This is a genomic window from Nocardia paucivorans NBRC 100373 (assembly GCF_000308675.1).
Lineage (GTDB): Bacteria > Actinomycetota > Actinomycetes > Mycobacteriales > Mycobacteriaceae > Nocardia > Nocardia paucivorans.
Map to the genome: position 1 here is coordinate 62,619 of NZ_BAGE01000038.1, position 26,994 is coordinate 89,612.

The window sequence follows — 26,994 nt, forward strand, 5'->3', positions numbered from 1 at the left end:
GCCTGCGTCACGGTGCGATCAGACGCCGGGCGGCCAGCACCGTGGCGGCCCGGTGGGCGGCGATGCGTTCGGGTCCGCGGGAGCGTTGGGCGGCATGGGTGGCCGTGGTGCGGGCCAGTTCGGTGAGCATGCGCAGCAGGGTGGGTGCGGGAATATCGGCGGTGATCAGACCCGCACGCTGGCCGCGGCGCAGTTCGGCGAGTTTCGGTTCGACGGTGCGGCGCAGGACCTCGTCGATGCGTTCGTCGGTGGGTTCCAGATCGGTCCACGCCTGGAGCCGGGCATTGTCGGGGTGAGCGAGGAAGTGGTCGAAGAGTCGACCCACATACCCGGGGATGTCCTCGGCGCGAAGCGCTGTCTCGGCGGCGGTTTCGCGGGTCCATTGTTCGGTGACGGCGGCGTAGAGCTCGCTCTTGCCGGGAAAGTAGGCATAGAGCCGGTCCTTGCTGGCATGTGCGGCGGCGGCGATGCGGTTGATCCGGGCGCCGGCGGTGCCGTACTCGGCGAACTCGGCCTTGGCAGCGGCGAGAATCCGCTCCCGAGTGGCCTGACCTGCTGCGCGCATGTAGGGATCCTAGCTTGCCGAACCATTTGGTTCGGGATTATGGTTGCTCCCGAACCAAATGGTTCTGGAAATCGGCGAGCAGAGGACGGGCGATGAGCGCGGACATACCCCGCTGGCAGCAACTGCGGGCACGAACCGAAGGAGTCTCGGCCACCGAACTGGACGAGTTGTGGGCCCGCCTGAAACCCGCCCGCGCCGAGGACATCCTCGGCCGATGGCGCGGCGACGCCTTCCAGACCGGTCACCCCCTGTGCCGGGCCCTGCCCGCGAGCCGCTGGTACGGCAAAACCTTCCACGCCCTCGACGACGCGAAACCACTCATCTGCCGCGCCGAGGACGGATCGCTGTTCTCCGATGTCGAGCTCGGCCAGGGCGAGGCGACCCTGTGGAACATCGAATTCCGCGGTGAGGTCACCGCCACCATGGTCTACGACGGTCGCGCGGTGTTCGACCACTTCAAATGGCTCGACGACAAAACTCTCATGGGCATCATGAACGGTCGCCCGGAACTGGTGTTGTCGAAGCAGGGCGAGCACTTCTACTTCCTGCTGGAGCGGGTCTCCTGATGCGAACGACGGCGGTACTGTCCCGCGACCCGAAGGCCCCGTTCTCGGTCGAACCGGTGGAGATCGACGATCCACGGGAAGGTGAGATCCTGGTTCGGATCGTCGCCGCCGGGATCTGTCACACCGACCTGGTGAACCGCCCGATGGGCGCAGCCGACCGTCCCCTCCTGCTCGGCCACGAGGGGGCGGGCATCGTGGAAGCGGTCGGATCGTCCGTCACCCGCGTCCGTCCCGGTGACCACGTGGTGCTGACCTTCCGGCACTGCGGCTACTGCGCCGCCTGCCGGGACGGTCGCCCCGCCTACTGCCGTCGGGCGACCAAACTGAACCACTTCGGCAAACGCGCCCACGACGCCCCTCGGGTAACCGTCGACGGTGTTGCGGTGCGGGACGGGTTCTTCGGACAGTCCAGCTTCGCCGGGTACGCACTGGCCACCGAGGACAACACCGTGGTGGTGAACCGGGAGGTGGACCTCACCGTCGCCGCGCCCTTCGGCTGCGGATTCCAGACCGGCGCGGGCGTGGTCCTCAACGCCCTGCGCCCGGGCCCCGGCGCCTGGTTGGCGGTATACGGTGCCGGGGCGGTCGGTATGGCCGCCCTACTGGCCGCCGGTACGGTCGACGGGGTTCGGACGGTCGTCGTGGAGACCTCGCTCGCCCGTCGGGAATTGGCCCGCGAACTCGGCGCCGATGTGGTTCTGGATCCGACCGAACGCGAAATCGTCCCCACCATTAGGGAATTGACCGCCGGCGGTGCCACGCACGCCCTGGACACCACCGGTATTCCGGCGGTGCTGGCGGACGCGGCGGCCGCTCTCACCACCGGGGCCACCGTGGTCGCGGTCGGGCTCGGCGCCGGAACCCCGCCGGTGGATATCGGCGATCTGGTGTTGAACGGCAAGACCATCCGCGGTTGTCTGGAAGGGGACGCGGTGCCGAACGAGTTCATCCCGCACCTGCTGGATCTGCACGCTCGCGGGCGTCTGCCGGTGGACCGACTCATCGGGGTCTATCCACACGAGAAGATCGAGACCGCCCTCGCCGACCAGCGGGCGGGTGGAGTGGTCAAACCCGTATTGACCTGGTGACGGGTCGAATCGCCGACACGCGATACGCGACACGCCGCAGGTCGGGAAATATTTGGTGTGTCTTCTCCCGTACGCCGAACGATTGGTGTTCAATACCACTCGGTGTGTTCACCAGGTGCCCTCGAAGCCGACCGCAGCAACGGTGACGACGGGGGCCTGGGCGTTGTCAGGATCATTCGGTACCCGAGCAAGGAGTACGGATATGAGTATGATTCTCACCGCCCTACAGGACAGTTACTCGGTTCTGGCCCAAATGGGCAACCCGACCCCGGAAGAGCCGCCGTTGGGCGACAAGATCATGGAGATGACCCGCTATTTCACCTGGTTCACCTTGTTGTCCGGGATGGCTGCGGTCACCTACGCCGGCGGCAAGCTCGCCTGGGAGAAATGGTCGGGCGGTCCGTTGCAGTCGCCGAAGATGATCGCGGGCGCCATGGCCGGTGGCACGGTGGCCACCAGCGCAGGCACCATTATGAACACTCTCATGGGGTCGTAGCCGGTCGCGGAGCGCGCACGCCGCTGCGCGCCGCGAGCATACCGGCTACCACCTGCACCGGAAACATCGCCAGCAACAGCCACAGCACCGCCTGCCAGTCACCGGTCCGCACGTGCAGGGTGCTCAGCGTCGCGACTCCCAGTCCGGCCAAGGCGTAACCCACTCCCTGCGCCGTGGCGGACAGCGCGATGGCGGTGCCCCGGTCCGGCGCCTTCAACGGCACCAGGGCCAACAGCAGCGACAGCGTTCCGAGCCCGGCGCCGACGCAGGCGGCCCACAACCATGCCGCGTCCGCCGGTGACCACAACAGACCGAACAGACCCGCGGCGGGCGCCGCAGTGGCGAGAAGTAGCGGACCGTCCCGCAGCGGGCCTCGATGCGTGCGCCGCAGCAGACCCGGAAGCACCGCCGCGATCGGTATCCCCACCGCGGCGGCGACGCCGAGCAGTAGCCCGGCCCGGGCCCGGTCGATACCGGCGTCGTAATAGATCGACGGCAACAAGCTCATGACGGCGAACGCGGTGACTGCCCATGCGGCGAACATCACCGCCAGCGACCAGGACAGCCGGCTGCGCAGCACCGTGCGCCACGGCACCGGGTCCAGCGGTCCGGGCCCTGTCGTCTCGGCGCCGGGCGGACGCTCGGTGTCGGCCGGGCCGGACCGTCGGAACGCGTACAGCCACAACACCAGTGCCAGCCCGGTCACCGGCGCCCACAGGCCCAACCCCCAACGCCATGAACTCACCGCACTCACCGGTGCCGTGAGAAAGGCTCCGGCCGCACTGCCGATTCCGATGGCGGGTGCGTAGACGGCGGTCATCCGCGCCACCCCCGGTCCCGGACGAGCGGCCAGCACCGGCAGCAGGGTCGACACCACCGCCGTCGCGAGCGCGGTGATCGTGGTGCCTGTGAGCAAGGCCCACGCGCCGCCGAGCACCCGCAACAACTGGCCGGCGACCATGACCGCCAAGGCCCCGATCACGGCGCGTTCGGCCCCTATCCGGGCCGCCGGGCGCGGAGCCGCCAATCCACCGATCGCGTAGCACCACAGGGGTATCGTGACCACCCACCCGAGAACCGTGGGCCCGATATCGGCCGGGACGAATTCCAGGGCGGCGCCCATGGCGGTGATGGCGGGGCGCAGGCAGAACCCCGCCGCCGCCAGCGCCGCCGCGATCGGCAGCCAAGTGGCGCGATGTGATACCGCCGGAGAGATATCCGCTGCGGGCGCGGGGGTTTCGGTCACCGTCTCTCCCGTCAGCGCGCGGCGGACCGGAGCTGCTCGGCGGGTTCGGGTAGCCCCAGCAGGCGGCCGATATTGCGCCAGGCGACCTTCTCCACCAGTTCGTCGTCGGCCGCGGTGCCGAGTACCTCGATACGCCACCGTGACCGCAGGGCGTCGAGTTGGGGAGCCATGTCCTCCATCGGATAGTCCAGCGCCATCGCCACCCGGTCGGGGCCGCATCCTTGTACCGCGGCCCAGAAGGCGACCGCGTCCGTCACCCCCGAGGTGGTGACGAACAGATTCGTCCGAAGATAGTGCGACGGAAGGTGATCCAGTCGGTATCCGTGCCGTTCGGCATTGGCGGCCGACCACCGCGAGTCCAGTCGGGAAGGGGCCGCGAGCAGACCCTCGCCGGCGTGGCCGAGGATCACCGTGAGATCGGCGGTCTCCGGCCGATCGAATACACCCGAGAACAGTAAGCGCAGGAAATGCGCCGCCGTTTCCACGCCCCACCCGAACAGCGGACCGCGCAGCTCCGGATGGTCGGTGGTCCACGCGGCGGCATCGGGCGAGTTCGCCGGGTGCAGATACAGTGGCACGCCCAGTTCGGCGACCGCGGCCAGAAAGTCCCGGTACCGCGGTTCGTCCAGATAGGACCCGCAGGTGTGGCCGTTGATCAGCACGCCCACCATGCCCAGGTCACGGATCGCGCGCCGCAACTCCGCTACCGCGGCGGACGGGTCCTGCAACGCCACGGTGGCGAACCCGGCGAACCGATCCGGAGCCGAGGCGACAACGGTCGCCATCCAGTCGTTGGCGCGCGCCGCGAGGGTGGTGGCCTTCGCCGGATCCGGTTCGATCTGGATACCCGGGGCGGTCGGCGAGAGCACCTGCATGCTCACCCCGTGGGCGTCCATATCGGCCAATCGTTCGTAGCCGACATCGCGGAGTTTGTGTTCGGCCTCCGCCCAGTACGCCGCATCCAGGTTCGCGCGGGCGCCGTCGAGGTATTCACCCAGGAAGTCCGGGAGAACGTGTTCCTCTACGGTGATGATCCGGTCGGGTCCACCCGATATCGACGACATGTTCGTCCTTTCTCTCGACCCCGCCGTGTGCGGGATCAGGCGATCGCCACGTCGTGGCGTTCCGACGTTTCGTGGTGGGCCGGTGCGGGGCACGGTGTGGGCAACAGAGCACGGCCGACGAAGGCGTCGGTGCCGAACCCCGGCCCGAAACCCGCGCCCAGAACCGGGGCGCCCGGTTCCGGCCGTAGGTCGTCGCGACCGGCGATCAGGGCGATTGCGTCCAATACGGCCGAGGACATGAGGTTGCCGCGCGACAGTGACAGCCACGCCGGCGCCACCTGGTGTTCGGTCAGCCCGAGCGCCTGCCGAGCGTCGCGGATGATGGAGTTCCCCCCCGAGTGCAGCGCGCAGACGGCCAGGTCCGCACCCGTCCACCCCTGTCCGGCCACCAGTCCGAGCAGGGTGGGGCCGACGGCCGGGATGGAACGCACGGCGTCCTTGGTCAGCCGGAACCGCATCCCCTCGTCGGTGGCGACCCAGGCGATCGCGTCGGGGGTGCCGGGCACCTCGTACCGTGCGACGTCGAGCAGCTCGATACCCTCCTCGACACCGGCGGACACCACGGCGGCCGCAGCGGCATCGGAGAACAGCGTGCTCGACACGATACTGCCGACCAGGGCCGTCTCCGACAATTCCGATTCGATGTGGAAATGCGGTGAGGCGATATCGGCCGTGACGATGAGAACCGTGTCCTGCGGGCGTGCCCGTAACCAGGTGTGGGCCAGGGTGATGGCGTGCGCGCCGCCGCGGCAACCCATACCGAACACGGGCAATGCCGCACAGTCCGGTCGTAGCGATAGCGCTCTGCTCAGTTCGGTGATCGGCGAGGGCATGGCGATCAGCGTGGATGTCTCGAGGATCACCGCGTCGACCTCGTGGGCGGAGACGCCGGCGCGGCGCAGTGCCGTCTCGGCGGCGGGCACGGCATAGGCCCGAAAGGCGTTCCATGCGGCGGCATTACGCGCCGCCAGGCCCCGTATGCCCATGACCTCGCCGGGGTCCAGGTGCATGGGGTGCGCGTCGATGGCGAGGCGGCCCGCCATGGCGACCGCTCGGTCGACCGCTCGGGCCCGCGGACTTCCGACCGGAAACACTCCCTCATATCCCCGACGCACCGCGTCCACGAGTTCACCGTGCGGTATCTGTCGCGGGGGGACAACCACGACCGGAACCGATAATTTGGGGTACACAACGGTCGACTGCACGGACCTGCTGTCCAATCTCTCGCCCGGCAGGCCGCCGGGTACAACGGAATTCGCGCCGGCGGCGCCGCCACCCCAAGAATGGGATGCGGTACCGGTGGTACGGCAGTAGGGGATTCCCTACATCAAGGGGGCGGTACTCCGGTAATCGACGATTTGGCGCGACAACAGAACTCGTTCTCGTTACGATCCCGGCCCAGGGCTCGGTAGTTCGGTGGACCGGGCCGGTACGAGGTCCGGAGGTGGCAGTTCGGTGGTCTCACCGGATCGAGAAGAAGTGCCGTTGGTGGGTCGGGTCGAGGAGATGGGGGTGCTCCGGGAGGCCCTTGTCGAGGCGCGGGACGGCGCGGCGACAACCGTGGCGGTGACCGGAGAACCGGGAATAGGCAAGAGCCGGCTATTGGCGGAAACCGTGCAGCGCGCCGTCGAACTGGGGTTCCAGGTGTTCGAGGGACGTGGGACGGAGCTGGAGCGCGCACTGCCCTACGCCGTGGTGATCGATGCGTTGGACGGGCCGGCGGGTTCATTGCGCCGTAGCGAACTACGGGAGTTGGGTGGCGACAATATCGCCGAGCTGGGTCGGTTGCTCCCCTCTCTCAACACTTGGGCAACACCGTTGCGAACGACTCTGCAGGTCGAACGGCACCGATGTCACCGGGCGGTGCACGCCCTGCTGCAGCGGCTGGTCGCCCGTCGCCCCGCCCTGCTGGTACTCGATGACGTCCACTGGGCCGATCACGCCTCGATCGAGGTGATCGCGCACCTGCTGCGCCACCGGATCTCCGGCCTCACACTGGTGATCGCGCATCGGGCTCGGCAGCTACCGCAAACCCATTCGGCGTTGTTGTCCCGCGCCGTCTACGACCGAACCCTCACGGAACTGGAGTTGGGGCCCCTGTCGCTGGACGACGCCGCGAAACTGCTGTCCGGTCGTTTCGACCACGACGAACTGAGCCGTCTGCATTATCACTGTGGCGGGAATCCGTTCTACCTTCAGGAAATCGCGCGTTCTCGGCAGAGCACGATTCCCTCCGATCTCGGAACCGCGGACCCGTCGGGTGTTCCCGATGCCATCAAAGCGGCCATTACCCGGGAAGTGCGGTCGTTGTCGGACGAGGGGCGACGGCTACTGCATGCCGCTGCCGTTGCGGGCGGTGTGTTCGATATCGATCTCGCTGTCGAGATCGCCGAATTGGACGAGGAACCGGCCCGGTCGGCCACGGACGAGATAGTCCACGCCGGGCTGGTGCACAGCACCGCCACCCCGGGGCGGCTCGCCTTCCGCCACCCCATACTCCGCCTCGCTCTCTACGAGAGCATCGGATACGGCCGGCGCAGACAAGCGCATCGACGTGCCGCGGCCGCCCTGGAACATCGGCCGTCTGCGCTGTCGATACGGGCCCATCACCTGGAACAGGCCGGCGATATCGGTGACGCGGAGGCCATCGCCGTGCTGACCCGGGCGGGCGCTTCGGCGGCGCCGCGAGCGCCGGTCGCGGCGGCCCGGTGGTTCCGTGCCGCGCTGCGCCTGCTGCCCGACGACGCACCTACCGAGCAGCGGTTGTCCCTGATGTTGGCATTGGCCGACGCCCTCAGCTCGACCGGTCGCCTCGACGCGTGCGGGGCGGTGCTACGGGAGATATTGACCATCATTCCCCCCGAGGCCCTGGGCGATCGTGCCGGGATCATGGCGCGAATAGCGTTGGCCGAGCAGGGAGTGGGCAACTCGTGGGAAGGGAAACGTCTTCTCACCACGGCGCTTTCGATGACCCCACCGGACAGTCTCACCGCAGCCACATTGCGGCTGGAGCTCGCCAAGAACCACCTCATGATGCGCCAATGGGAGGAGGCCTCCCGGATCGTTCGGCAGGTGCAGCGCAGCGCCGAGGTCCGGCACGACCGACGCCTGTATCTCATGGCGACCGCGGCGAGCGCTTATATGGGCACGATGCAGTCCGGCGACTCGCTGGTCCACGCCCGCAACTACCTCCACGAAGCTGTGTCGGCCCTGGATGCCCTGAACGACAACGAAGTGGCTCCCGATCTCCTGGACGGCCTCACCAATGTGGTGTACGCCGAGATATCCATGGAACGCTGGGAGAGCGCGATCGCCCACGCCGACCGGGGTATTCGGCTGTCCCGCGATACCGGTCACGGTCGACATCTGGTGGAATTGCAGCATCTGCGCGCACTCGGATACAAGATGCAGGGCATGCTGGAGCCGGGGTTGGCGGCGGCGACCAGCGCCGTGGATACCGCCCATATGCTCGGTAATTCGCCGATAGTGGCCCTGACCGAGGCCACCCGGTGTTGGCTGCTGTTGCTGATGGGCCGCACCGCGGCATCATTGGAGTCCGGGGCGCTGGCCATGCAGGTCAATGCCCAGGCACCCGACGCGCTGTTCGCCTGGCATCCCCCGCTCATCTACGGGTGTGCGCTCATCGAGGCCGGTCGTTACCGCCAGGGCTGCCGCGAGATCCGCGCCATCGACGGCGGGGAGGAGCTGGGGGCCATGTATCCCACGACCATGCCGCACTTCTATCGCTTTCTGGTCGAGGGCGAGCTGGCGCTCGGCCGGGTGGAGGCCGCCGAACGGACCACCCGGTATATCGAGTCGATCGTCGACGGTATGGCGGGACTGCACATGAGAATGGGGGATGCGCGATATTCCCGAGCGCGCATGCACCTGGTCCGCAAGAACGTACCGGCCGCGCTGACCGCCGCCTCCGACGCCGTCGCCGCCTACGAGGCCAGTGGAACCCGGGCGGAACTGGCCCGAGCGCAGCTGTTGTTCGGTCAGGTGCTCACCGAGCACGGTGATACGGCCGCGGCTCGGCGCGAATTCGAGCAGGCGTTGGTGACGGCGGAGCAGTGCGGGGCCGCGCGACTCGCCGAGCGGGCCCGGTTGTCCCTGCACCGTAGTGGTGCTCGGACGCCCCGCGGTAAGCGGAACGGTTCGCACGAGACGGCGGTCCGGCTCGACGATCTGACCGAACGCCAGGCCGAGATCATTGCGCGGGTGGTGCTCGGGCGTACGAACCGACAGATCTCCGAGGAACTGTACGTGAGCGAGAAGACGGTGGAGGCCCATCTCACCCGCCTGTATACCAAACTGGGAGTTTCCTCCCGCACCGAACTGGCCGCCCTCGCCGCGGCGAACGAACACCTCCGCTAGCCACCCGCCGTATGGGATCCGTCGCATACTCGGCGGTTCCATCGCGCCGGTCTTCGCGGCAGACGTTCACTCGGGCCGGCATACCCGACGGAGAAATATCCGGGTACGTTCGCGACGTTCGCATCCGGTATGAAAATCGGAGTCAACACCTTCCTGACCGATGAGGGGATCGGCCCGACGAAACTCGGCCCCGCGCTCGAGGAGCGCGGACTGGAATCGTTGTTCCTCGCCGAGCATTCCCATATCCCCGCCTCCAGGAAGTCCGCCTATCCCGGCGGTGGTGAACTGCCGCGCGTCTACTACCGCACGATGGACCCCTTCGTCGCGCTCGGGGCCGTCGCGGCCGTCACCGAGCGGTTGATTCTGGGCACCGGGGTCACGCTGTTGATCCAGCGCGATCTCATCCACACCGCGAAAGAGGTCGCCACCCTCGACCGGATCTCGGACGGTCGGGTGGTCTTCGGCGTGGGGGTCGGGTGGAACCGTGAGGAGATGGCCGATCACGGTACCGACCCCAGGACCCGCGGTGCGCTCCTGGACGAACAGCTCGAGGCCATTATCGCGATCTGGACCCAGGATCTCGCCGAATACCACGGCGAATTCATCGATTTCGATCCCATGTACGCCTGGCCGAAACCGCGGCAACAACCGTACCCACCCATCTATATCGGTGGTGCGGAGGCAGCGGCCCGCCGCGCGGTTCGACACGGGATGGGTTGGATCCCCAACGGCGTGTCCGAGGCAGCGGAGGTCCGGACCCAACTCGCGGAGTTCGCCGACAGCGGTCTTCCGGTGACGGTGACTCCGGCCCCGCCGGACCCGGCCGTCCTCGACGCCTACGCCGAGGCCGGTGTCGAACGCGTGACCTTGCGCTTGGAAACCCAACCGGAAGCGGAATCACTGCGCGAACTCGACGAGATCGCGAAACTGGCCGAACGCTACCGCGAATAAGGCCGGGCCCGGTACCACCTCGTGCGCCGCGATCGGGGACGAAGGCACGAGTCGGCGACGATAACGATTTGTCCGTCATTCGAGCCTGCCGTCGTCGCCTTTCCCCCCGAGGGCGCCTTCGGGCGGACGGGCTCGGCAAATCGAGGTCGACCTCGCATCCCGGAACTGGGATGCTGGTGGTGACGGTTGCCGCGGAGAGGATGGAGGTTTGAATGGCCGGCCAGCAAACCCCGACCCAGCTCGGAGTGTACGAAATAGTCGCCCGTCGTGCGCAGCGCGTGGCCGAGTTCCGGTTGACGGCGGCCGGGCGGGTGTTGTTCACCTCGAGCGACGATCAAGGGTGTCTGCAGGCTCAGCAGTGGTACGACGAAGGAGCCGAGGTCGACGACGGACCGAATGTCCTGCCTGCGGCCGGGCCCGCTTTCATGCGCGCACTGATGCAGCAGCCGTTACGGATGAGCTACTGCCGTTTGGTTGACGAAACCCCGTCTACTTCGGTGTGAGTCGCGCGATACGGTGTCCCGGACGGCATCGTCCCCGACACCACGTCCGGTTCGACACCGGCGTCCCCTGACCACGAGGAGTGATCGCCTGGGGGTGAGTATCGATGTTCGATTCGTCAGGTGAATTCCAGGGCCGGATGGATGGCCGCGCGGACCATGGTCCGATCATCGGCCTGCTTACGAACGAGCGGAGCACGACGGTCGACGGTTCGATACCGCCGTCGACCGAACACCGCGATTCCTATACCCCACCCGCCGGTGAGCTGGAGATGCAGCGGCGGCGACTACGAGATGACGACCCGTTCGAAGCGGATCTGATATTCACCTCGAACACGGTGCGCATCCTGCCGTCCGACGACGGGGGAACGCTCAATGTCTACAAGCCCTTCTCCGGCGAATCCTTCGGAACTCGGAATTGGATCACCCATGAACCGGGTCGGCTCGCCTGCCGGGAGGTCGCCGCCTATCGGGTCGACCAGCTGTTCGGGTTCGGCCGGGTACCGCCGACGGCGCTGATCGACGGCCCGGACGGCCCCGGCTCGGTACAGCAGTTCGTCGAGCTCGGACGTGGAAAGCGATGGGACGAGTTCGACCCGGTGCAACAGCAGCAGGTCGCCGTTCTGCACTATGTCATCGGCAACTCCGACGGCCACCGCTCCAACTACCGGCCGGATCTGCACGGCGACCTCGTATCGTTCGACCACGGTTACTCGTTGCCGGAAACTCCCGATCCTGCCCGCGGTTCCCGGGAGTTCATTCTGAATTCCGATTTCGTCACCCTCCACCGTGGCAGCGCAGACCCTCTCCATGAGAACGTGCTCCGCGCCGTCGACGCGGTACGCCCCGAGCACATCCATGCCGCGCTCGCCGATCTCGACATTCCGGAAAGCGCCATCCAGGGTGCGATCACCCGCCTCGAGGAGAGCCGACGACTACGCCGCATCCCGGCGTACGGCTGAGGCGATGCCCGAGTGCGCCGCCTCGGCGTCCGGTAACCGTGACTTTCCTGTCTGCCACCGCCGATTCGGACCCGACCCACGGTAGCCTGACCGGGTGCGCATCTTCCTGGCCGGGGCGACCGGTGTCATCGGGAGTCGCCTACTACCGCTATTGGTCGCGGCCGGGCACCAGGTCGCGGGAACCACGCTTTCCCCCGACCGTGCCGAGGCCATCCGCGCGGCCGGTGGTGTGCCGGTGGTCTGTGATGTCTACGACCTCGACGCTCTCACCTCCGCGATGGTGGTCTTCGCACCCGATCTGGTGATACACCAGATCACCGCACTACCCGACGACCCCGCGCGCCTGATGACATCGGCCGTCGCGGTCGCCCGGATGCTGACCGAGGGCACCGCGAACCTGATATCGGCGGCCAAGGCGGCCGGGGCGCAGCGTTTCCTCGCCTGGAGTACCGTCCTGAGCCTGCCCGGATCCGGGGATATCCTCGCCGGGCACGAGAACGCCGTACTGGAGATGGGTGGGGTGGTCGTGCGATACGGCCATCTGTACGGGCCGGGTACGTACTACCAGGGTGAACCCCCGGCGCCGCCACGTATCCACGTGGACGAGGCGGCGGCCCGCATCGCCTCGCTGTTGGAGGCGCCGAGCGGAATCGTGGTCCTGGTCGAGGAATCGGCCGGCTGAGCCCCATTCGGATGGTGCCGAACCTTGTATATCGCCACCTTGTATATCGCCGTGGACGGTCATGCCACCTTCGCGGTCACCGAGCGCGGGGCGTGGCCGGAGGTGTCGGGAGGAAGGCCGCGACGCCCAATCCGGCGATGCCGAAGGCGGCCAGGACGATCATCGCGGTGGCGTAGGCGTGACCGGTCGGGCCGGCGGTGAGGACGGTCCCGGCGACGGCGGGGCCCAGCGCTGCTCCGAGAGCGGATACGCCATGGGACAAACCGGGGATCTCCCTGGGCTGTCGTTCACCGAATCCGGATCGAACGACATCGATCGACGGGAACAGCATCACCCCCGATCCCATGCCGACCAGCAGTAATCCCGGTACGAAAGCCCAGGAACTCACATCGCGGCCCGCCAGAACGAGCAGCAGGTCGACGCCGATGACCGCCACGGCGAAGCCCGTCATGATGAGCACGCGCGGCGTGTACCGGCGCGCCGATCGGGCGGCCGCCCACCTCGCGCCCAACGGACCCACGATGGTCGCGAGGAAGAGCACGCCCGTCCGGCCGGGACCGTAACCCCACACCACCTGCAGGTATGCCGCCACCACGAATACGGTTCCCGTCAGCAACAGCCATTGAAGGTTCTGCGTGATGAGACCGAGGACGACAGCGCGATGGCGAAACAGATCCGACGAGACCAACGGTTCGCGACCGGCCCGTTCCTCCCCGCGAACCCAACGGAAGCACCACACCAGGACCACCGCGCCCAGCGCGAGCAGGGCCCACATCAAACGAACATCTTCGTCGGCGGCCAGGGCGCCCATGACGAGCAGAGTCACCCCGACCGTCGACAGTACGGCGCCAGGAATGTCGAACGGCTTCGCCGGGTCCACGGGCGCGGGGGCATCGATGTGTCGACCGAGCCACCCCGCCGCCGCGATCACCAACACCTGGAATACGAAGATCGCCCGCCAGCCGAGCCCGGCAGCGATGATCCCGCCGAGCAGCGGCCCCGCCGTGGCCCCGATTCCGGCCACGGTCGTGAGCCCGACCAATGCCCGCGCGGGGGTGGCCGTATCGGTGCGTGACGGGCCGGCCAGGGCGTAAGCGGACGGGATCAGCAAAGCGGCCCCGACACCCTCGAGGATCGAGTCACCCAGGAAGAGCCATCCCGTTCCAGGCGCGAGCGCGCTCAGTACGGCTCCGATACCGAAGAAGGCCTGCCCCGCGGCAAAACAGCGTTTACCGCCGTAGCGGTCGGCGAACCTGCCGCCGGGAATCATCAGCATGGCGACGACCAGCAGGAAGGTGGTGATAACCAGTTGCACGCCCTGGACGGTGGTGTGCAGGTCCGCGCTGATATCGCCGACCACCACGATCGGGCTCGAGCCGGCGAAGCCGCAGATGAACAGCCCGAGAGTCGGCGAAACGAGTGCCGCGCGGGCGGGAGTGAGGGCGCCGCTCATCGGTTGCGTCGACCTCTGTGGCCGCCGAGGTAACGCGAGCCGTTTTCTGGGGGGCTCAACCGGTGTCGTGTGCGGCGATGGGCGGGAAGAATATTCATGAGCGCTCCTGCACCGAGGAAACAGCGGAGGCGGAGAATATGCCGCGCGCCTGCCCGGAGGCGAGACGCCACTTGTCCCGAAACACTTCCCTTCAGTGTGCCCCGACGGGACATCGGAGGGGAGGAGAAAGACGGAGCGGGTCTGTTCCGAAGCGGTAACCGTGACCTCGGGCCGCCGCGGCGGGCTCTGTCGTCGGGGGAATCCCCTTCCGTTCCACCGAGCACTTGGCCTGAAGCTTACTCGAGGTATCAGGCTGGTCGTTGTTCGATCGAACTCGAGGAGATTCTCATGAGAGCAGTACAGGTGACGGAATTCGGCGGGCGGAGGTCCTGACGGTGCACGAGGTGCCGAGGGAGGACGAGGTGCTGGTGGAGGTCGCCGCTGCGGATGTCATGTTCCTCGACACCCGGCTGCGTTCCGGGTGGGGTGTCGACTACTTTCCGGTGCGGCCGCCGTACATCCCGGTGGGGCCGTGGTGGGTACGGTTCGCACCGTCGGCGCGGATGTCGATCGGGCCTGGATCGGTAAATCGGTGGCCACGGCGACCGCGAGCAGCGGTATCGGCGGTGGCCTGCCCATCGGAGGATATGCCGAACGGGCACTCGCCAAGGCGTTGTCCCTGATCGAAACGCCCGAGATATCCCCGACCAAGGCTGTCGCCGTGGTGCACGACGGTCGTACCGCGTTGGGGATCTTCGAGCGGGCCGCGGTGCAGGCCGGTGATCATGTGCCGATCACCGCCGCGGGCGGAGGGCTGGGCACCCTGCTGATCCAGCTCGCCCGGCGCGCCGGTGATCGCCGCGGTCCGTGGTGCCGCCAAACTGAAGCTCGCCGGCCGTCTCGGAGCCGATGCGGTGATCGACTATTCGCAGAACGACTGGACCGAGCAGGTGCCGGCCGCGACCGGGGGATCCGGTCCTCGGTTGATGTTCGACGGCGCCGGCGGTGCGCTGGGCTCGGCCGCGCCGGCCGTGACCGCCGACGGCGGCCGGTTCATCGGGTACGGCGCGGCTGGGGGCGATTTCGCGACCACCACGGGTGTGGATCGGAATGTCGAGGTCGTGACCTTGTTCGATCTGCAGGCCGACGCCGCGGAGCAGTATCGGCGCGGTGTCCACGTACAGGCCGATCGCGCCCACGCCGCCATCGAGACCAGGACGGCCATCGGTCGGACCGTGCTGACGGTGTAGGTCGCAACGGGGCACGGCTCGCCGACGGCCGTAGGGCGGGGTGATCGAGGCTTGCGCCCAACGGCGGCCGGTGTCTGTTTCGGCTCGGTGTCGCGATCAGGCACGATGCAGTGCCAGGACCGGAATGGTTCGGATACCGGCGGTTTTGCGAGCGTAGTCGGCGAAACCGGGATAGCGGCGGGCCTGCTCGGCGTAAATGCGGTCGCGTTGCTCGCCGGTGATTTCCTCCACTGTCACCGGGTAGGTCCGGGTGTCGCGTTCGATTTCGCCGGTGCCGGCGGCGACGAGGTTGTGGTACCAGGCCGGGTCGGTGGGGGCTCCGGCCTTGGAGGCGAAGACGTAGACGGTGTCGGGATCGTGCTCGTCGGGCAGGTACATCAGCGGAGTCACCAGCTCGCGGCCGGTTTTGCGACCCCGATGGTGGACCAGGACCATCGGAGCGCCCTCGAAGTCGCCACCGACGCGCCCCTGATTCGCCCGGAACTCGGCGATGATCTTGGCATTCCAGTCCTCGGATGTGCTCATGAACAGATCCTTCCGGTGATGGTTCGAAGCGACAACCGACGCGGCGTGGTGCGGGCACCGAGAACGGTTGTGCTCCGGCCTACTGAACCGCGTTTCCGAGGGCGGCGGCGTTCTGCTGGTCCTGGTTCTCGAAATCGGTCGCGACCTCGTCGATGCCGGTGGCGATCGCGGTGATGGCCCGACTCAACAGGTCGATGCCCTTCATCCCCTCCTCGGCGCCCGGCTTGTACTTCTCGGCGAATTTGGTGCCGATCTCGTCGCCGCCCCAGCATTCGCCTTCGGCCTCGATGGCCGACTTGGCGGCGTTCAGCACGGACAAGACCTTGTCCGCTGCCTGGGCGACCGCGGGTCGGCTCGCCCGCAGGATTTCCGGGTCGACCTTGATCGTGCTCACCGGTCACCTCCCAGGTAGCGGCGTTCGCGGTAGTAGGAGTCCTCTTCCTCCGGATCCATCGGCTCCGGCGGCGGGGCCGGGGCGGGATCGGGGAACAGGGAATCGACCAGCGCGCGGATACTGGGCGCGCCGGGCACCAGATCGGGAAGATCCGGCACATCGCCCGCTACCTCTTCGACCGGGGCGTAGGCCTGTTCGGCGGCCTCGGTGGCCTGGCGGGCCGCGGCCTGGACGGCCTCGGTGATGGAACGACCCAGTTTCTCCGGGGTGGAGCGTTTGAACGCCTCGGGTTCCAGGCGCACCTGTACGGGTACGCCGGCCGCATTGGATTCGACGCGCACCAGATTGTCCGACGACCAAGCGGTAACCGTCATCGAGGCCAGGCGGGCCTGCGCCTCGGCCAGGCCTTGGCGCTGCCGCTCGAGGGTCGCCAATAGTTCGTCGACGTCTGCGCGCAGGGCGTCGTTGCGCGCGGCCGCCGCCGCGCGGTCGCTGCCGGTCATCCTGTTACCTCTGTTTCCGAGTTCGGTGCCATATCTGTATTCGACGCGGCGGCCCGCCGAACGGTTCCCCGGTGCCGAGGGGGATCCGATCGCGGCGGGTGCGGTCGGCTCTCCATCATCTTGCCCTGTTCGATGCGGAAAACGAGACGCACGGTGGGTTATTCACCGTCGGGGGAGATGTCGGGGGATATATTGAGCAGCGCCGCCTGTACCTGGTAGAGCCGGTCCACATCGCCGCGCAGACCGGTGACATTGTCGTTGTAGAGGAAGGCCTCGCCGAGGCGGACCAGGGAATAGGCGAGCAGTGATCGCTCCAGTAGGGGACGATAGCCGTCCTCTTCGGCGCGGGCGATGAGCGTTTCCACCGCCGCCAGGACACGAGGTTGCACCGGGCCGTCGCTGGAGGTGAGGATGCGCAGGCCGGCGATCGGTTCGTTCTCGAAATAGCGACGAAACGGTTCGTTGCCCGCCATCCAACGATTGACCCGGTCCAGGACGTCGAGGATACGGCGGGCGCCGCTGCTGCGGCGGCGGGCGTCTGCGCGATCGATCAGCGCTTCGAACTCACCGGCCAGAACCGCGCCCAGCACCCCGTCGCGGGAACCGAACCAGCGGTAGACGGAGGCGCGGCTGAGCCGCAGTTGGGCGGCGATGGCCTGGATATCGACGCGTTCGCCGGCCAGGAAGGCCTGCCGTGCCAGTTCGACGACCTGTTCGCGGGTGGCGGATGCGGGCCGACCGGGTGGGCGGGCAGCATTGGAAACGGTCTTCATCGCTGAATGATACACGATGAATGAAATGTATCTAATTTCTCAGAACCAGGCGTCGCGCATATCGAGCGTGGTGGTGTCGAGGGCGGCGAGCAGGTCCAGTTGTGGTCCGGTGCGGGGTAGTTCGAATCGGTAGAAATAGCGCGCCGCATGCCGTTTGCCCTCGTAGAAATCATCCGTGCGGCCCTGGGTGGCGAGCAGCTGTTCCAGCCAGATCCAGGCCATGGTGATATGACCGAAGGCCTCCAGATAGATCGAACTGTTGGCGAGGGCGCGCTCCACATCTCCGGTGGCGAACAATTCGATGGTCACCCGGGCCAGCCGCTCCCACGAGGCCTCGAGGGCATCGGCGAACTCCGCGGCCTCGCCGCCGACGATCCGGGCGGCGGCGATCGTGGCGCGCACGCGGGTGTCGAGTTCACGCAGACTCGCGCCACCGTGTTGGGTGACCTTGCGGCCGAGTAGGTCCAGGCCCTGGATACCGTGGGTGCCCTCGTGGATCGGGTTGAGGCGATTGTCGCGGTAGTGCTGTTCGACGTTGTACTCACGGGTGTAGCCGTAACCGCCGAGTACCTGGATGGCGAGATCGTTGGCGGCCACACACCACTGGGAGGGCCAGCTCTTGGCGATGGGGGTGAGGATATCCAACAGTAGGGTGCGGGCGCGGTGTTGCTCCGGAGACTCGGCAGTGCGCTGCTCGTCGATCAGCCGGGCGCAGTACAGGACGAGGGCGAGCGCGCCCTCGGCATAGCTCTTCTGTGCCAGCAGCATCCGTTTGACATCGGCGTGTTCGATGATCGGTCGCTGCGGGGTGGTCGGATCGGTGCCTTTGGTGCGGCCCTGCAGGCGAGTGCGGGCGTAGTCGAGGGATTCGAGGTATCCGGTGTAGCCGAGTGCCGCGGCCACCAGGCCGACGCCGGCCCGCGCCTCGTTCATCATGTGGAACATGTAGCTCAGCCCCCGGTGCGGTTCTCCGACGAGATACCCGACCGCACCGGATTCGCCGCCGGGTGTCCACCGACCCTCACCGAAGTTCAGGACCGTATTGACGGTGCCGCGAAATCCCATCTTGTGATTGAGCCCCACCAGGGCGATGTCGTTGCGCTCGCCGAGCGACCCGTCCGCGCCGACGAGATAGCGGGGCACCACGAACAGGGATATTCCCTTGGTGCCGGGCGGGCCGCCGGGAATTTTGGCGAGCACCAGATGCACGATGTTCTCGCTCAGTTCGTGATCGCCGCCGGAGATCCACATCTTGGTGCCGAAGATTCGATAGGTGCCGTCGGCTCGGGGTTCGGCGCGGGTGACGATATCCGCCAGCGACGATCCCGCCTGCGGCTCGGACAGGCACATGGTGCCGAAGAAACGCCCCTCGATCATCGGACGCACGAATCGGTCCACCAGCTCGGCATCCGCATGGCTGGTGAGCAGATTGGCATTGCCGATGGTGAGCATCGGGTAGGCGCTGGTCCCCGGATTGGCGGCGTGGAACCAGGCGAGGGCGGCCTGGGCCACGGCCGCGGGCAGTTGGGCGCCGCCGAGTTCGGCGTCCATGGTGGCGCCGACCATACCGGCCTCGGCGAAGGCGTTCAGGGCGGTGCGCACCTCGGGGATGATGGTGACCTTATCGCCGTCGAAAGTGGGCTCGTGCGCGTCGTTGAGTTTGTTGTGGGGGGCGAAGTACTTGGTGGCGAGCTGTTCGCCGAGCTCGAGGACGGCGTCGAAGGTTTCCCTGGAATGCTCGGCGTAGCGGGGATGGGCGGTCAGCGATTCGACGTCGAGCCATTCGTACAGCAGGAAGTCGAGGTCCCGCCGGGACAGCAGAGTAGGTCGCATACCCAACCCTTTCGATACATATTAGGGTGAGTGTATCAATATAGGGGCTGTGATACCGCGGGGATCTCACTGTGTCGAGGTGAGCCTAGCCAAGATCGCGGCGGCCATGGCGGCCGGGTCGCCATCGCTGGGACGCAGGACCAGGGTGGGGGTGAGCGGTGGCTCGTACGGATCGTCGATCCCGGTGAAGCCGCGGATCTCTCCCGCTCGTGCCCTGGCGTACATCCCCTTGGGATCGCGGGCCTCGCAGATCTCGAGTGGAGTATCGACGAAGACCTCCAGAAACGGTAGGCCCGCCGCCTCGTGGACCGCGCGGGCGCGGTCGCGGTCGGCGCGATACGGGCTGATCAGCGAGACGATCGCGACCACCCCCGCCTCGGCGAACAATCGCGCGACCTCACCCACCCGGCGCACGTTCTCCGCCCGGTCGGCGGTGGTGAAACCGAGATCGGAGTTGAGACCATGACGCAGATTGTCGCCGTCGAGCAGGAAGGCGGGGCGACCGGCCGCCACCAGCCGCCGTTCCAGCTTCACCGCCACCGTCGATTTACCGGAACCGGACAGGCCGGTCAGCCAGACGGTCGCGCCTCGGGTGGCGCGTTCGTCGCGGCCCACCGCGGTGGCATGCCAGACCACCCGTGACGACGGGAGGCCGGCGCCGGCGATCATTCCCGCGCCGACGGTGTCGCCGGTGGTGTCGTCGACCAGGACGAAACTTCCGGTGCCCCGATTGCGGCGGTACGGGTCGAACAGCAGCGGTTGCCGGGTCCGCAACTGGACGCGGCCGATCTCGTTGAGCGCCAGTGCGCGCGCGCCCTCGTCGCGGTGCAGGGTGTTGACATCGAGTCGGTAGTCCAGCGAGCGCACCTGAGCCATCACACTGCGGGTGGTGTGACGCACCTGGTAGGTCGCGCCCGGACGCAGGGTGGAATCGTCGGCGAACCAGCACACCATGGCGTCCAGGTCGCGACCCACCTGCGGGCGATTGGCCGGACGACACAACAGGTCGCCCCGCGAGATATCGAGCTGATCGGCCAGCTCCACGGTGACCGCCTGCGGGGGAAACGCCTCGGTGAGCGGAACACCGCCGGGACCCCAGATCCGGGTCACGGTGGTGGTGAAACCCGATGGCATCACCGCGATCTCGTCGCCCGGTTTGAACACCCCACCCGCGATCGTTCCCGCATAGCCACGGAAATCCGTTGCGCCGCTGCGTATCACGTATTGCACCGGCAACCGTGCATCGATGAGGTTGCGATCGGAGGCGATATGCACCTCCTCGAGGTGGTGCAGCAGGGGAGTGCCCTCGTACCAGGGCATGGCCGTGCTGCGATGCACGATATTGTCGCCCTGTAGCGCCGAGACCGGAATGAAGGTGAGATCGGCGATGTTCAGCCGGGAGGCGAAACCGGCGAACTCCTCCCGGATCTCGGTGAACCGCTGCTGCGACCAGTCGACCAGGTCCATTTTGTTCACGCACAGCACCAGGTGGGGAACCCCGAGCAATGAGGCCAGGAAGGCGTGTCGACGAGTCTGCTCCACCACACCTTTACGGGCGTCGACCAGAATCAGCGCCAGATCGGCGGTGGAGGCGCCGGTGACCATATTGCGGGTGTATTGGATATGGCCCGGGGTGTCGGCGATGATGAATTTCCGTCGGGGTGTGGCGAAATAACGGTGCGCCACATCGATGGTGATGCCCTGTTCGCGTTCCGCGCGCAGTCCGTCGGTGAGCAGTGCCAGATTCGGATGGTCCTCGCCGCGTTCGCGGCCTTCGCGTTCCACGGCGTCGAGTTGATCGGTGAACAACGCCTTGGAATCGAACAGTAGCCGGCCGATGAGGGTGGATTTCCCGTCGTCGACGCTGCCCGCGGTGGCCAGGCGCAGCAGGGTGCTCATCAGAAGTAGCCCTCTCGTTTGCGGTCTTCCATCCCGGCGGAGGAAATGCGATCGTCGGCTCGGGTGGCACCGCGTTCGGTGATGCGGGAGGCAGCGACCTCGGCCACCACCTCCTCAGGGGTGGCGGCGGTGGACTCCACGCAGCCGGTGCAGGTGGCGTCGCCGATCGTGCGGAAGCGGACCGTGGCCTCGTAGGGTTGCTCTCCGTCCAGAAGATGCAGAAAACGGGTGTGTGCCAACAGCATTCCGTCCCGCTGGACCACCTTCCTGCGGTGGGCGTAATAGAGTGGGGGCAGTTCGATGCCCTCGTCGGCGATATAGGTCCAGATATCGAGCTCGGTCCAGTTCGACAGGGGGAACACCCGGATGTGCTCACCCGGGCGGTGTTTGCCGTTGTACAGGTTCCACAGTTCCGGGCGTTGGCGGCGCGGATCCCACTGTCCGTATTCGTCGCGGAAGCTGAACACCCGCTCCTTGGCGCGTGCCTTCTCCTCGTCGCGGCGGGCGCCGCCGAATACCGCGTCGAAACGGTGTTCGCGAATCATCCGCAGCAGGGTGGTGGTCTGCAGCCGGTTTCGGCTCGCCCCCGGGCCGGTGTCCTCCACGACGCGCCCGGCATCGATATCGTCCTGTACCCGTCCGACGATCAGCCGCAGCCCCAGCCGGGCGACCGTCTCGTCGCGGTAGGTGATGATCTCGTCGAAATTGTGTCCGGTGTCGATGTGCAGAATCGGAAATGGCGGCGGAGCGGGCCAGAACGCCTTGGTCGCCAGGTGCAGCATCACCACCGAGTCCTTACCGCCGGAGAACAACAGGACGGGACGTTCGAAGGTGGCCGCGACTTCGCGGAATATATGGGTCGATTCGGCCTCGAGCGCAGCCTGATGGGAGAGCTCGTAGCTGCCTGCCGTCGACTTCGCGTGCTGGCTCACACTAGAAAACTAGAACACGTTTCTATCGAAGGTCAACGGTTTGCGCCCACCCGCGGCGGCGGTGACGGCATCGGCGGCGGCCACCAGCGCCGCCCCTCTGCGGGCGATCTCGGCGCCGGTGACGGACTTGCCCACGTACATGGTGAGAACCATCTGCTGTCGGCCGTCGGCATCGTAGGTGGGGGCGGCGAGCAGGCTCACCGGGTGTTCCTTGCGCGGGCGCAGGTCCGCGCCCAGATACACCCGTTCGCCGAGGCTGGTGACCAGTTCGGCGACGGCGCTGCGCACCTCGTCGGGGAGATCGTGGGCGGCCACGCCGGCCAGGAGCGAATACAGTCGCCGCCCCGCGCCGGTCATGCTCTCCACCAGGTATCCGCGCTCCCGGCATTCGGCGACGATACGGCGCAGTCGGGTCTCGTCCTGGCGTAGTGGCACCGTGGGCGGGGTGGCCAACCAGGCCTCGAAGGCGGCGTCGGTGTCCCACAGCACATACATGAGTCCCACCGGTGGCGCGAACGGGTAGGTGGCGCCCACTCGCACCATCCCCGGACCCGCGCTGTCCAGGATGCTGATCCGCTCCCCGACGATCGCCGAGGCCGTGCAGGTGGTGTGGTAGGCGGCACCGAGCCGTTCGAGTTCGGGGTGGGCCAGACCGGCGATCGAGAAGATGTCCTGGGCGACTCGGCCCGCGGCGATGAGCGCCGGTCCCGGCCCGTAGTCGAGGCCGCGCGGGTCGCGGGTCAGATACCCGGCGGCGGTGAGTTCGGTGAGGATGCCCAGGCAGGTGGGTTTGGCCAGGCTCAGCTCCCGGGCGATCTCCGACAATCCGGCCCGACGGCCCCGCCGGGTGACGAAGTAGTCGAGCACCTGGATCACCCGCCGGGTGGGTGCGGACCGACGCCCTACCTCCCGGGGGTTTGCGATCGCGGATCGCAGGGCGGTTGCAGACGGTGTGGATGCCTCGGGCGACATTGACCACTCCTAGAACAGGTTCTAATGTCTTTTTCATCGAAATGTACCAGAGCGGTACATATATGGAACACCGGGAGTATCGTGCTGACCCAGCCGTTCGCGGACGCCGTCGCCGCCGCCGAGGAGATCATCAAAGGCGCCCCGCATATCCGTACCGAACAGGACCTTGCCGAGGGCTACGACTATCTGGCGGGCAGTATCCGCGCCGCCATCCAGATGTCGTGGGCGTACGAACGGGATTTTCCGTTCTTCGTCCAATCCACCGGCCCCTACACCAAGATGGGCCTGGACAACCCGGACACCCTCTACTACCACGCGAATCTGCGTCCCGATGCCGAATACGTGGTCACCGGCATCCGCGGCACCACCCGTGACCTGAGTTTCCAGGTGCTCAACGGCAACTATTCGCCCACCGAGGTGCCCGACGGCGAAACCGCCTTCGACGACCGCGCCCTCGACATCGCCCCCGACGGCTCGTTCGAACTGCGACTGGGCCCTCGGCCCGGTGGACGCAACCACATCCAACTGGCCCCCGATTCGACCATGCTCGCGGTGCGGGAGGTCTTCGGTGACTGGAATACCGAGAAGCCGGGAACCATCCGCATCGCCCGCGTCGACAAGATCGGTGCCGCGCCGCCGCCCGTCACCACCGATCTGATGGCCAAACGCTATGAGGTCGCGGGCAAGATGTTGATCTCGCGATTGAAGACCTTCCTGGCGTTTCCCGAATGGTTCTACCTGAACCTGCCGGTCAACACCATGACCGAGCCGCGTCGCACCCCCGGCGGCCTGGCCACCCAGTTCTCCTCGGTAGGTCACTACGAACTCACCGACGACCAGGTCATGATCCTCACGGTTCCCAAATCCGACGCACCCTATCAAGGCTTCCAACTCGGCAGTATGTGGTATCTGTCGCTGGACTACATCAACCACCAGACCAGCCTCAATGCCGATCAGGCGCAGGTCGACCCCGACGGCATGATCCGGCTCGTCATCAGCGAACGCGACCCCGGCCTGGTCAACTGGATCGAACGGATCGGCCACGACCGCGGCTATCTGCAGTTCCGTTGGCAGCGCCTGTCACGGGAGATGAAACCCGAGGACGGGCCGACCGTGGAGGTGGTGTCGTTCGACGAGCTGCCGAACCGGTTGCCCTACTACACGCAGTCGCGGATCACGCCGCAGGACTGGGCCGCGCGGATCGCCGCCCGACAGGCCGCGGTGGCGGAAAGGATGCTGGGCTGATGCTCCTACAGGACAAAGTGGTCGTCATCTCGGGGATCGGTCCCGGACTCGGCCGTGCCATCGCATTGCGCAGTGCGGCAGCCGGCGCCGATGTGGTGTTGGCCGCGCGCACCGAATCCCGGTTGGTCGAGGTGGCCGCGGAGATCACCGCTTCGGGCCGTCGCGCCGTGACGGTGCCCACCGACATCACCGACGAGGACTCTGCGCAGCGGTTGGTGGAGGCCGCAACGAACGCCTTCGGCCGGGTCGACGCCCTGGTGAACAATGCCTTCGCCATGCCGCCGATGGCCGACCTCACCGATGTCGCACTCGACGATCTGCGCACCGGTCTGGAAACCAATGTGTTCGCCGCCCTGCGACTCACCCGACTCTTCGCCCCCGCGCTCGCCGAGACCAAGGGATCGGTGGTGATGATCAACTCGGCGGTGCTGCGGCACTCCCGGCAACCTTACGGCCCCTACAAGATGACCAAGACGACACTGTTGGCCGTGTCGCAGAGCCTGGCCACCGAACTCGGGCCCCGCGGTATCCGTGTGAATTCCGTTGCTCCGGGCTGGATCTGGTCGGACACCCTGAAGTGGTACTTCGACTATCTGGCGAAGGAACGTGGCGTCACCGCCGAAGACATCTACACCGAGACCGCCTCGACCATCGATCTACGCCGGCTCCCCGAACCCGACGAGATCGCCGATGCCGTGGTCTTCTTCGCCTCCGATATGTCCCGGGCCGTCACCGGGGCATGTCTGGATGTGAACTGCGGCGAATTCCACCACTGAGGGAGTTGGAGACACCATGATCGGCAGGGACGATGTCGGCACCGTCGACGATCTGCGCGCCTCGGCCACCAAAGTGGTGGGGTTGGACGATTTCGGCGACGACGACTACCGCACCGGGCTGGCGGTGCTGCTGGAGTCATACGAGAAGGACGCCGAACTCACCCCGTTCGGCAACAAGGTCAACCGGGCGTTTCTGCGCGGCGCGCTCATTGCCCGGTTGCTCAGCGAAGCGGCCTGGAAACAGCACCCCGAATACACCGAGATCCCCATCGAACGACCCATCTTCGTAACCGGATTGCCCCGCTCGGGCACCACGGCCGTCCATCGGCTGCTCACCGCCGACCCGGGACATCAGGGCCTGGAGATGTGGCTCACCGAAATGCCGCAACCACGGCCGCCGCGCGAGACCTGGGAGCACAATCCGGTATTCCGAAAGCTACAGGCCGGATACGAGAAGCATCATGTGGAACACCCGGAATTCATGGGTGTGCACCATATCTCGGCCGATCAGGTGGAGGAGTGCTGGCAGCTGCTGCGTCAGTCGGCCATGTCGATCTCCTACGAATGTCTGGCCTACCTGCCCACCTATTCGGAATGGCTGCGGGAACAGGACTGGACCGGTGCCTACCGGCGACACCGCCGCAACCTACAGCTCATCGGTCTCAACGACCGCGACCGGCGGTGGGTGCTGAAGAATCCGAGCCACCTGTTCGCCCTGGACGCCCTCATGAGCGTGTACCCGGACGCCCTGGTGATCCAGATGCACCGGGCGCCCAGGACCATCGTAGCGTCGGTGTGCAGTCTCAACGAGCAGGCGTCGGCGGGATGGTCGGAGAAGTTCCGCGGTCCGGTCGTCGGACGGACACAGCTGCAGCTGTGGTCCCGCGGTGCCCACACCTTCCTCGCGGATCGGAAGAAGTACCCGGCCGCGCAGTTCTGCGATGTGTACTACGAGGATTTCGTCTCCGACCCGATCGGCACCGTCGCCGAGATCTACGATCACTTCGGTCTCACCTTCACCGAGGCGGCACGAGCGGCCATGACCGAGTTGCACGCCGAATCCACCACGGGAGCGGCCCGTCCCGCCCATCGCTACACCCTGGATGATTTCGGCCTCACCGAATCCGAGGTCGACCGGGCCTTCGCCTCCTATCTGGAAACGCACTATCCCGGCTAAAGTCCTTAGCGCAGAAGGTTTTCGATCACGTATCGGCCCTCGCTCCCGATCATGTTCGGTTACGGTGTGGCCACGTGGGCGGCGGTTCCGTGCGGGACCCGTTCGGCCCACGACGTATCGGGCGCAGAAGGGCGGATATGGAAGATTCCACGGCGGGTGTGATTCGGCGGGACAACTGGTTGATGCTCGTCGATCCACGGTGGCAGGAGAGCGCATCCGCCGCGGTACCGCCGGAGGAGATGATCGTCGGCGGTTGGCTGCTCGGCGAAGACGGTGAGCCCGGTCCGTTTCAACCCAATCCGAACTATCTGCCCGCCGACGACTCGGCGCCAACCGACCCCACCGATGCCGTGCTGCGGCGGAGTGTTCGCGGTGACGATGTCGGTGACGAGATCGTGCCGACATTGCGCGACGCCGTGGTGGAGATCGGGTGCGACGAGTACAACGAACCGCTGGTGGGGTCGGCGCCCGATGGGGTGCCCTGTGTCGCGGTCGTCACCGCGGCCGTGCATAAGCGTCGGGTCGACGCGGATAGATGGTGGCCGGTGCCGGGCAGCGCGCTACCGGACCTCGTACCGCCTGGGGTCGACATTCTGATCAATCCGGGCAGTCCCGCACAGTTTCGGCTTCTCACCCGGGCGTTGCGGCGGTCGGGCAGATAGATCTCGAGCACCTGGGGACGCACGACATTGTTTCCACCGATGAAGCCCTCCGGGTCAAGGATTT

At 66.9% G+C, this 26,994-nt stretch carries 27 protein-coding genes; 13 read left to right on the forward strand and 14 right to left on the reverse strand.

The genetic code is table 11. From position 1 onward, the window contains the following. Positions 1-7: 7 nt before the first annotated feature. A complete protein-coding gene (locus tag ON32_RS09615) occupies positions 8-565 on the reverse strand; it encodes a TetR/AcrR family transcriptional regulator (protein ID WP_040790486.1) in 558 nt (185 codons plus the stop codon). A 92-nt stretch (positions 566-657) separates the two neighbouring features. Between ON32_RS09615 and ON32_RS09620 the strand changes: the two genes are divergently transcribed. The 3 genes from ON32_RS09620 to ON32_RS09630 all read left to right on the forward strand — a co-directional run bounded on the left by ON32_RS09620 (position 658) and on the right by ON32_RS09630 (position 2,715). Next, positions 658-1,131: a DUF4334 domain-containing protein gene (locus ON32_RS09620; protein ID WP_040790487.1), complete on the forward strand. Its 474-nt coding sequence runs from the start codon at positions 658-660 to the stop codon at positions 1,129-1,131. Then, the gene (locus tag ON32_RS09625; protein ID WP_040790488.1) at positions 1,131-2,219 is read left to right on the forward strand and encodes an NAD(P)-dependent alcohol dehydrogenase; all 1,089 of its coding nucleotides are present in this window, start codon (positions 1,131-1,133) and stop codon (positions 2,217-2,219) included. The genes ON32_RS09620 and ON32_RS09625 overlap by 1 nt, the downstream gene beginning before the upstream one ends. 202 nt (positions 2,220-2,421) lie before the next feature. Beyond that, complete coding sequence (locus ON32_RS09630; RefSeq protein WP_040790489.1) at positions 2,422-2,715, forward strand: hypothetical protein; 294 nt, start codon at positions 2,422-2,424, stop codon at positions 2,713-2,715. Here the strand turns inward: ON32_RS09630 and ON32_RS09635 are convergent. Genes ON32_RS09635 through ON32_RS09645 form a run of 3 tightly spaced genes read right to left on the reverse strand, consistent with a single transcriptional unit; the run spans position 2,702 to position 6,188 of the window. Further along, positions 2,702-3,961 carry an MFS transporter gene (locus ON32_RS09635; protein ID WP_040790490.1) on the reverse strand — a complete coding sequence of 420 codons (1,260 nt, stop codon included), beginning with the start codon at positions 3,959-3,961 and terminating at the stop codon, positions 2,702-2,704. The two genes, ON32_RS09630 and ON32_RS09635, sit on opposite strands and share 14 nt — an antisense overlap. Positions 3,962-3,972: 11 nt before the next feature. Beyond that, on the reverse strand, positions 3,973-5,025 hold the full coding sequence (locus ON32_RS09640) for an amidohydrolase family protein (RefSeq protein WP_051133063.1): 1,053 nt from the start codon (positions 5,023-5,025) through the stop codon (positions 3,973-3,975). A 35-nt stretch (positions 5,026-5,060) separates the two neighbouring features. Then, positions 5,061-6,188 carry a beta-ketoacyl-[acyl-carrier-protein] synthase family protein gene (locus tag ON32_RS09645; protein ID WP_157224139.1) on the reverse strand — a complete coding sequence of 376 codons (1,128 nt, stop codon included), beginning with the start codon at positions 6,186-6,188 and terminating at the stop codon, positions 5,061-5,063. A 292-nt stretch (positions 6,189-6,480) separates the two neighbouring features. Between ON32_RS09645 and ON32_RS09650 the strand changes: the two genes are divergently transcribed. The 5 genes from ON32_RS09650 (at position 6,481) to ON32_RS09670 (ending at position 12,497) form a co-directional block, all read left to right on the forward strand. Beyond that, positions 6,481-9,402, forward strand: coding sequence for a helix-turn-helix transcriptional regulator (locus ON32_RS09650; protein ID WP_157224140.1), 2,922 nt, complete (start codon positions 6,481-6,483; stop codon positions 9,400-9,402). Positions 9,403-9,531: 129 nt separating this feature from the next. Continuing rightward, a complete protein-coding gene (locus tag ON32_RS09655) occupies positions 9,532-10,353 on the forward strand; it encodes an LLM class F420-dependent oxidoreductase (RefSeq protein ID WP_040790493.1) in 822 nt (273 codons plus the stop codon). A gap of 212 nt (positions 10,354-10,565) precedes the next feature. Continuing rightward, positions 10,566-10,856: a hypothetical protein gene (locus ON32_RS09660; RefSeq protein WP_040790494.1), complete on the forward strand. Its 291-nt coding sequence runs from the start codon at positions 10,566-10,568 to the stop codon at positions 10,854-10,856. A gap of 104 nt (positions 10,857-10,960) precedes the next feature. Beyond that, complete coding sequence (locus ON32_RS26990) at positions 10,961-11,815, forward strand: protein kinase family protein (protein ID WP_157224141.1); 855 nt, start codon at positions 10,961-10,963, stop codon at positions 11,813-11,815. Between the two features lie 94 nt (positions 11,816-11,909). Further along, entirely contained in the window at positions 11,910-12,497 is a 588-nt protein-coding gene (locus ON32_RS09670; RefSeq protein WP_040790495.1) for an NAD-dependent epimerase/dehydratase family protein, read from the forward strand. A 76-nt stretch (positions 12,498-12,573) separates the two neighbouring features. On the opposite strand, the gene ON32_RS09675 is transcribed toward ON32_RS09670, so the two are convergent. Then, positions 12,574-13,950 carry an MFS transporter gene (locus ON32_RS09675; RefSeq protein ID WP_051133065.1) on the reverse strand — a complete coding sequence of 459 codons (1,377 nt, stop codon included), beginning with the start codon at positions 13,948-13,950 and terminating at the stop codon, positions 12,574-12,576. Positions 13,951-14,482: 532 nt separating this feature from the next. Beyond that, complete coding sequence (locus ON32_RS29950; protein ID WP_245550919.1) at positions 14,483-14,776, reverse strand: hypothetical protein; 294 nt, start codon at positions 14,774-14,776, stop codon at positions 14,483-14,485. A gap of 64 nt (positions 14,777-14,840) precedes the next feature. Between ON32_RS29950 and ON32_RS29955 the strand changes: the two genes are divergently transcribed. Continuing rightward, entirely contained in the window at positions 14,841-15,239 is a 399-nt protein-coding gene (locus tag ON32_RS29955; RefSeq protein ID WP_245550920.1) for a zinc-binding dehydrogenase, read from the forward strand. 96 nt (positions 15,240-15,335) lie between these two features. On the opposite strand, the gene ON32_RS09685 is transcribed toward ON32_RS29955, so the two are convergent. From ON32_RS09685 to ON32_RS09720, 8 genes are all read right to left on the reverse strand, one after another. After that, positions 15,336-15,764 carry a nitroreductase family deazaflavin-dependent oxidoreductase gene (locus ON32_RS09685; RefSeq protein ID WP_040790496.1) on the reverse strand — a complete coding sequence of 143 codons (429 nt, stop codon included), beginning with the start codon at positions 15,762-15,764 and terminating at the stop codon, positions 15,336-15,338. 79 nt (positions 15,765-15,843) lie between these two features. After that, entirely contained in the window at positions 15,844-16,158 is a 315-nt protein-coding gene (locus ON32_RS09690) for a WXG100 family type VII secretion target (protein ID WP_040790497.1), read from the reverse strand. Next, complete coding sequence (locus ON32_RS09695) at positions 16,155-16,661, reverse strand: YbaB/EbfC family nucleoid-associated protein (RefSeq protein ID WP_040790498.1); 507 nt, start codon at positions 16,659-16,661, stop codon at positions 16,155-16,157. The genes ON32_RS09690 and ON32_RS09695 overlap by 4 nt, the downstream gene beginning before the upstream one ends. Positions 16,662-16,819: 158 nt before the next feature. Beyond that, positions 16,820-17,434, reverse strand: a complete 615-nt coding sequence (locus ON32_RS09700) for a QsdR family transcriptional regulator (RefSeq protein WP_040790499.1) — start codon at positions 17,432-17,434, stop codon at positions 16,820-16,822. A 39-nt stretch (positions 17,435-17,473) separates the two neighbouring features. Beyond that, positions 17,474-19,267 carry an acyl-CoA dehydrogenase gene (locus tag ON32_RS09705; protein ID WP_040790500.1) on the reverse strand — a complete coding sequence of 598 codons (1,794 nt, stop codon included), beginning with the start codon at positions 19,265-19,267 and terminating at the stop codon, positions 17,474-17,476. A gap of 66 nt (positions 19,268-19,333) precedes the next feature. Continuing rightward, the gene (gene cysC / locus ON32_RS09710; RefSeq protein ID WP_040790501.1) at positions 19,334-21,166 is read right to left on the reverse strand and encodes an adenylyl-sulfate kinase; all 1,833 of its coding nucleotides are present in this window, start codon (positions 21,164-21,166) and stop codon (positions 19,334-19,336) included. Then, positions 21,166-22,098, reverse strand: coding sequence for a sulfate adenylyltransferase subunit CysD (gene cysD / locus ON32_RS09715; protein ID WP_040790502.1), 933 nt, complete (start codon positions 22,096-22,098; stop codon positions 21,166-21,168). The genes cysC and cysD overlap by 1 nt, the downstream gene beginning before the upstream one ends. Before the next feature lie 9 nt (positions 22,099-22,107). Then, positions 22,108-23,070 carry a helix-turn-helix domain-containing protein gene (locus ON32_RS09720; protein WP_083874274.1) on the reverse strand — a complete coding sequence of 321 codons (963 nt, stop codon included), beginning with the start codon at positions 23,068-23,070 and terminating at the stop codon, positions 22,108-22,110. Between the two features lie 81 nt (positions 23,071-23,151). On the opposite strand from ON32_RS09720, the gene ON32_RS09725 reads away from it, so the two are divergent. From ON32_RS09725 to ON32_RS09740, 4 genes are all read left to right on the forward strand, one after another. Beyond that, the gene (locus tag ON32_RS09725) at positions 23,152-24,315 is read left to right on the forward strand and encodes a hypothetical protein (RefSeq protein ID WP_040790503.1); all 1,164 of its coding nucleotides are present in this window, start codon (positions 23,152-23,154) and stop codon (positions 24,313-24,315) included. After that, entirely contained in the window at positions 24,315-25,091 is a 777-nt protein-coding gene (locus ON32_RS09730) for an SDR family oxidoreductase (protein WP_040790504.1), read from the forward strand. Before ON32_RS09725 ends, ON32_RS09730 begins: the two co-directional genes overlap by 1 nt. A gap of 16 nt (positions 25,092-25,107) precedes the next feature. Then, positions 25,108-26,268, forward strand: a complete 1,161-nt coding sequence (locus ON32_RS09735; protein ID WP_040790505.1) for a sulfotransferase family protein — start codon at positions 25,108-25,110, stop codon at positions 26,266-26,268. A 137-nt stretch (positions 26,269-26,405) separates the two neighbouring features. Next, a complete protein-coding gene (locus tag ON32_RS09740) occupies positions 26,406-26,930 on the forward strand; it encodes a type VII secretion system-associated protein (RefSeq protein WP_051133066.1) in 525 nt (174 codons plus the stop codon). Positions 26,931-26,994: the final 64 nt, after the last annotated feature.

What these genes read in the sequence shown, in the direction of transcription:
- ON32_RS09720 (WP_083874274.1), bottom strand. Translation starts at nt 23,070, where the DNA reads ATGTCGCCCGAGGCATCCACACCGTCTGCAACCGCCCTGCGATCCGCG.
- ON32_RS09705 (WP_040790500.1), bottom strand. Translation starts at nt 19,267, where the DNA reads ATGCGACCTACTCTGCTGTCCCGGCGGGACCTCGACTTCCTGCTGTAC.
- ON32_RS09625 (WP_040790488.1), top strand. Translation starts at nt 1,131, where the DNA reads ATGCGAACGACGGCGGTACTGTCCCGCGACCCGAAGGCCCCGTTCTCG.
- ON32_RS09700 (WP_040790499.1), bottom strand. Translation starts at nt 17,434, where the DNA reads ATGAAGACCGTTTCCAATGCTGCCCGCCCACCCGGTCGGCCCGCATCC.
- ON32_RS29950 (WP_245550919.1), bottom strand. Translation starts at nt 14,776, where the DNA reads ATGATCACCGGCCTGCACCGCGGCCCGCTCGAAGATCCCCAACGCGGT.
- ON32_RS09675 (WP_051133065.1), bottom strand. Translation starts at nt 13,950, where the DNA reads ATGAGCGGCGCCCTCACTCCCGCCCGCGCGGCACTCGTTTCGCCGACT.
- ON32_RS09620 (WP_040790487.1), top strand. Translation starts at nt 658, where the DNA reads ATGAGCGCGGACATACCCCGCTGGCAGCAACTGCGGGCACGAACCGAA.
- ON32_RS09685 (WP_040790496.1), bottom strand. Translation starts at nt 15,764, where the DNA reads ATGAGCACATCCGAGGACTGGAATGCCAAGATCATCGCCGAGTTCCGG.
- ON32_RS09615 (WP_040790486.1), bottom strand. Translation starts at nt 565, where the DNA reads ATGCGCGCAGCAGGTCAGGCCACTCGGGAGCGGATTCTCGCCGCTGCC.
- ON32_RS09655 (WP_040790493.1), top strand. Translation starts at nt 9,532, where the DNA reads ATGAAAATCGGAGTCAACACCTTCCTGACCGATGAGGGGATCGGCCCG.
- ON32_RS09735 (WP_040790505.1), top strand. Translation starts at nt 25,108, where the DNA reads ATGATCGGCAGGGACGATGTCGGCACCGTCGACGATCTGCGCGCCTCG.
- ON32_RS09695 (WP_040790498.1), bottom strand. Translation starts at nt 16,661, where the DNA reads ATGACCGGCAGCGACCGCGCGGCGGCGGCCGCGCGCAACGACGCCCTG.
- ON32_RS09660 (WP_040790494.1), top strand. Translation starts at nt 10,566, where the DNA reads ATGGCCGGCCAGCAAACCCCGACCCAGCTCGGAGTGTACGAAATAGTC.
- cysC (WP_040790501.1), bottom strand. Translation starts at nt 21,166, where the DNA reads ATGAGCACCCTGCTGCGCCTGGCCACCGCGGGCAGCGTCGACGACGGG.
- ON32_RS09640 (WP_051133063.1), bottom strand. Translation starts at nt 5,025, where the DNA reads ATGTCGTCGATATCGGGTGGACCCGACCGGATCATCACCGTAGAGGAA.
- ON32_RS26990 (WP_157224141.1), top strand. Translation starts at nt 10,961, where the DNA reads ATGTTCGATTCGTCAGGTGAATTCCAGGGCCGGATGGATGGCCGCGCG.
- ON32_RS09630 (WP_040790489.1), top strand. Translation starts at nt 2,422, where the DNA reads ATGAGTATGATTCTCACCGCCCTACAGGACAGTTACTCGGTTCTGGCC.
- ON32_RS09730 (WP_040790504.1), top strand. Translation starts at nt 24,315, where the DNA reads ATGCTCCTACAGGACAAAGTGGTCGTCATCTCGGGGATCGGTCCCGGA.
- ON32_RS09740 (WP_051133066.1), top strand. Translation starts at nt 26,406, where the DNA reads ATGGAAGATTCCACGGCGGGTGTGATTCGGCGGGACAACTGGTTGATG.